The organism is Anabaena sp. FACHB-83 (assembly GCF_014697485.1).
Lineage (GTDB): Bacteria > Cyanobacteriota > Cyanobacteriia > Cyanobacteriales > Nostocaceae > Nostoc_B.
Genome location: NZ_JACJRY010000106.1, coordinates 1 through 4929, shown reverse-complemented (window position 1 = coordinate 4929; position 4929 = coordinate 1). Strand labels below are relative to the sequence as shown.

Below are 4929 nucleotides of genomic sequence, written 5' to 3'. Positions count from 1 at the left end.
TTACTTGTATAACTCTTTTACAGCTTGGACTTTTGCCACCAATTACTGCTAATTCTATATAAATTATACTGGATTTATTTCTGCTATTCTAGCATAGCTACTCTGGGAGAGCCAAAACATTTAGCAGTACGGATATCCCATAGCCTTACTGTTTGATCATTACTGGCACTGGCAAGTATATGCTCAACTGGGCTGAAGGCCACTGAACGTACCCAACTTGTGTGGCCATACAAACTTTTAAGGTATTTACCAGTAGGAATATCCCACAATTTTACTGTTTTGTCATTACAAGCACTAGCAAGCGTCTTACCTTCTCGGCTAAATCTAATAGCGTTAACTCTACTTGTCTGTCCTTGAAAAATATTTACACATTTGCTGTTAGCAATATCCCATAACCTGACGCTTTCGTCAGAACTAGCACTGGCAATTATCTGACCATCCGGGCTGAAAGTTATTGAGCGTACCCAACCAACGTGTCCATGAAAGCTCTTAAGAGATTCACCTGTATTAATATTCCATAGTTTTATTGTTTTGTCATTACCGCCACTGGCAAGAGTTTGTCCGTTTGGACTAAAAGCAACTGAACGTACCCAATTTGTATGACCTTGCAAAATTTTTACGCATTTACCATCACTAATATTCCATAATCTTACGCTTTGATCAACACTACCACTGGCGAGCATCTGACCATCTGGGCTAAAAGTAACTGATAATATCGAGTCTGTATGTCCCGATAGCTTTTTCAAACATTGGCTTGTGTGGATATTCCATAAATTAACTGTCTGGTCATCACTACCACTAGCAAGGGTTTCCCCATCTAAACTAAACGCTAAAGATGAAACTGAATTATTATGCTCCTGCAAGGTTCTCAAACATTCAGTAGTGTGCATATCCCAAAGTTTTACACATTGGTCATCTCCAGCACTAGCGAGAATGTTACCATCCGGACTAAATGTAACTGCACGTACACGATGTGTATGGCCAAGTAAGCTTGTACGACATTTCCCCGTTCTGCTATTCCATATTTTTATGGTTTTATCATTACTGGCACTAACTAGAGTCTGGCAATCTGGACTGAATACAACTGAATTTACTCTACTAGTATGTTCTTGGCGAATCCAAAGTTCTTTCTTGGATGCTATTTCCCATAAGCGGACTATACCATTATCGTCTCCTACTGCTAAGAGTTTGCCATCTGAGCTATATGCTACTGACAAAACATACCCAAATACTTTGGTAAAAATGGAATCAGCTAGAAAAGTGTCAGCAAAGTTAACACGACGTAGACTTGCATCAGTAAAATCTGCCCCCCTAATTACTGCACCTGACAAATCTCTCCCTTCTAACACAGCCTTATCTACGTTTACTAAAACTGTCGCCGCATTCCCACCAACATAACCCACTTCATCCTCAGTTTTACCCCGCGTCGCCTCAATAACTTTAATAAGGGACTCATTATTACCTAACATCGGTAAAAGCAAATCCATCACTGCTTTTGTTAGTGGTGCTTTGCCAACAGTCTCTCTCAACTTATCCAAAGACTCACTTGTAAATGTTCTTAGCGGTGCAATGGGCAAAGCCTCACCACTTCCATAACGCGAAAAATAACCACACCAAGTATAGTCAACAGGGGTTGTAATGTTATCCAAAGCTGACTGTGCTTGGGCTAATTCCGTAAAATCTTCAGCTAATGCCCCCAACTCGGCCGCAAACTTATACGCGACAAAAAACTCTAACAGCGACCTATGCGCCGGAGTATAATCACCATCAGCATTACGGACAAGCATCGTCTGTCCCATCATGTCATAATGCCAGTGGTCTAAATCTTTCTCTTCCTGCACCACAGAATCAAATAAGCGACGAATACGTTCTGGGAACAAGCGATAATTCAGGCTCATTTGATCGGTAGACAGCATCTCCCAAGACAGTTCGCATAAAAAGTAGAGCTTATCTGCCAAGGAAGTAAAAGTACGTTCTGCCTTAATATCTCTTTCCATCTTGCGCCGCACTGCATACAGATAAACCCTTGACATATCAATAGGTTTACCGGACTCAATATCTGGCAATGCTTCCAAAATTAAATCAGTCATCACTGGACGACGGGCTAAGTCTAGTAATTGCGAATTGCCCATGACTTGTTCAACTGTGGCTGCTTCAGCTTGGTGTAGCAAAACCTGCCGTATTTGCTCATCGTTGAATTTCTCCAGTTCCAGAACTTCAAATTGTGGTGTTTCCCCAGTTAGTTTGTTCGTAGATGCTTGTAGTTCTGCGTTGAGCAAAGCACGTCCTTCTTTCGCCTCTGGGAAATGTTCAGTACGGCAGGTAAGAATAACTTTAGAACCAGGAACTACTACCTTTGCCAGTTCCCAGAAGTTGTTAATCATCTGTTGGCGGTCAACTTTTGCTGCCATTTCGTCAAAACCATCGAAAATGAGCAGCAATTTACCCATGCGGTTGAGTTGGTCAAAAACTTCGCTATTTAAGCGGATATTGTGTTGAGTAAAGAAGAAACCTGCCAAAACATTTTCTACATTTAACGCTTTGGCAAAGTCACGCAGGGTAATTACTAAAGGTAGACGGGGACGTTCAACACCACGTCTTTGAGCATCTTTGTAACGTTGCAGTGCTGTCCAAGCATAGTGAAAGACAAACCAAGTTTTACCTGTACCAAATTCTCCCAGAATAGAAATATGTTCTTTAGCAGGATCATCCAGCCAAAGGTCGATGTAACCATCAATCCAACCGTCTTCTGCTTCATAACGGCTGACACCAATTCGCCGCTTAGTTACTGGATCAATTTCTTCTTTAGTACAAGCAAGCGGGACATATTTTTGATCAATCTTGCGGCGTTTGATTTCCGCTTCTAACCAATCAAGATAACCAGTAAAGTCAGCATCTAAATCAATCAGCTCGTCAAATGTAAAACAATCAAGGTGACGATTTTCTTCTTTCTTGACTTCATCCCTGGCTGCGCGGGAAATGCGACGGGTACTGACTAACCAACCTTCATCAGTTTTTTGTTGATTAACTGATTCACGCAACGCCATAACATCACTCAGTCCCACTTCTCCTGCAACCCCACGTACAAGAATACGGTCATAACTGCGGCGGACTGGAACGTTGATAATCCATTCAAAATATTCTTCTGCCCAGATTTCATATTTTTCTAGGCGGTAGCCCAAGGTTTCAAACCATCCTCGCATTTGTTGGGCTAAGGCGATCGCTCTACACTGATTTTCAGTTGTAGTTTCGGTTAATACTAGAGAATTCTGAGCTGCTAATCTTGCCATTTCTGTACGAATACCTTCCAGGGTTGGCAATCTTTCTAGCTGTTCTTGAATACCAGCAATTCTTTTGTGTAGAGATCCAATCTGCTGACTCATTAAGACATCAGCAGGTGTACGGCTGCGTTTGGCGACTTCAATAAACACGGTTGCAAATGCAGCTACCTCTCGTCTGACATCCAGTTCTAAGTTTCTGATTTCTTCACCCAAGGTATAAGCTTCCAAAAAAGCATCAACTTCAGACAGCAAAATTGAGGGATTATTATGGCTTAATGCTTTACGAAATGCTTGCTTAATGGCTTCTTGTCGAAATAATTCGAGAAATGGTTTTGGTTTACCAACACCGTATTCTACTAAGGCATAGGCGTAAACACCACTAAAATCGGCTGGTGGATGCTCTGGGTCAAGGTTAAATTGCTGGAGTAACTTAATTACTGTCTCATTACGCAGAATTTTTTCTCTAATTAAAGGATTCGCAATGCTAGTAATTGCGTTGATGACTAGATCCAAGTTAATTAAGCTCATTACGACACCCCGAAAATGCAGAGCAATCTTGCTCAACTATGCTTAATTACTATTACAAGGGATATCTGAGCTATAAAAGTTTTCTTTTATACTTTCTCAAGTATTATCTGAGCATCAGTTTGAAGGTTAATGAATGGCGAGTACTGTTACCAAAATTTCTAACTGGTTGTGTTAAGCCGATTTTTATAAGATGCTAGAATTAGCCGATCGCTGAAAATGATAAAACTGGCGATCGCCTAAATTCAATTCTATTTTCTTCAACATTTTAAATACACATTGATTTACTTTTGTCAACTAACAGGCTTTATTAAAAATCAAAAAGTCAGGGAATTTTAACATTTGTCTGTTGGGTGTAAATTGGGTGTAAAAATTTTTGAAAATGGCTGAAACTATTGTAAATACAAGATTTGATATAGCCTTCCAAGCTATTAATGCGGGTTCGATTCCCGCCGCCCGCTTAAAAAGCGAAACCCTTGTGAGCTAAGACTTACGAGGGTTTTCTTTATTTATAAGACAGTTCTTTTTACAGTATTTTTGTACTAAAAATATACAATCACAGGACTGACGCACCACAATTGTCTGTGGGGATTGGGTGTGGGGGTGAAAGGGTATGGGGTGTAAGGGTTTTGAATACTTACACCCTTATACCCATATAACCATATCTGAAAAAGGACAGTTGTGTTTTTAGAACGCGATCGCTAATAAAGTTCTAGAGCAAGCCCCTAAGCAAATGGGCAAAAGCTCCCTGATGACACGCATCTTGGTTTACTCTAAAAATCTGGGATATCAAACCGTTTTTGTGAGCTTGCAACTTGCCAACGACGAGATTTTACAGAACCTAGAACGCTTCCTTCAGTCCATTTTTTCGCGATCGCCTGTGGCAAATCAACAATTAGGAGACACCGATGAAAAGTTGGTATTTAGGCGCTCACAAATGATCAGGACTCACGTAGAACAATAGTTGGCGCGTGAGTCCTAATCATTTGGGATTGTTTTATTTTTAGCCAACTAGTAGTCTGCCAACTCAACTTTGCTAGGTAAGATAGGTGGATATAAGCGTCCCATCTTCTTACGTGCATCAGTAGTCTTAAATCGCCAATTTACACTTTCCTTCCTTGAA

Annotated in this window: 1 protein-coding gene, 1 tRNA gene and 1 pseudogene; 2 read left to right on the top strand and 1 reads right to left on the bottom strand. The window is 40.6% G+C overall.

Annotation, left to right across the window (positions count from 1 at the left end; all coding sequences use genetic code 11):
• Nucleotides 1–116: 116 nt before the first annotated feature.
• Nucleotides 117–3809: pseudogene (locus H6G79_RS36090) on the bottom strand (NACHT domain-containing protein); the annotation flags it as partial.
• Between the two features lie 348 nt (nucleotides 3810–4157).
• Here H6G79_RS36090 and H6G79_RS36085 point away from each other — a divergent pair.
• Together H6G79_RS36085 and H6G79_RS37190 are read left to right on the top strand one after the other, a co-directional pair.
• Nucleotides 4158–4267 (top strand) — tRNA-OTHER (locus H6G79_RS36085).
• Between the two features lie 236 nt (nucleotides 4268–4503).
• Nucleotides 4504–4770, top strand: a complete 267-nt coding sequence (locus H6G79_RS37190) for an AAA-like domain-containing protein (protein WP_313934726.1) — start codon at nucleotides 4504–4506, stop codon at nucleotides 4768–4770.
• Nucleotides 4771–4929: the final 159 nt, after the last annotated feature.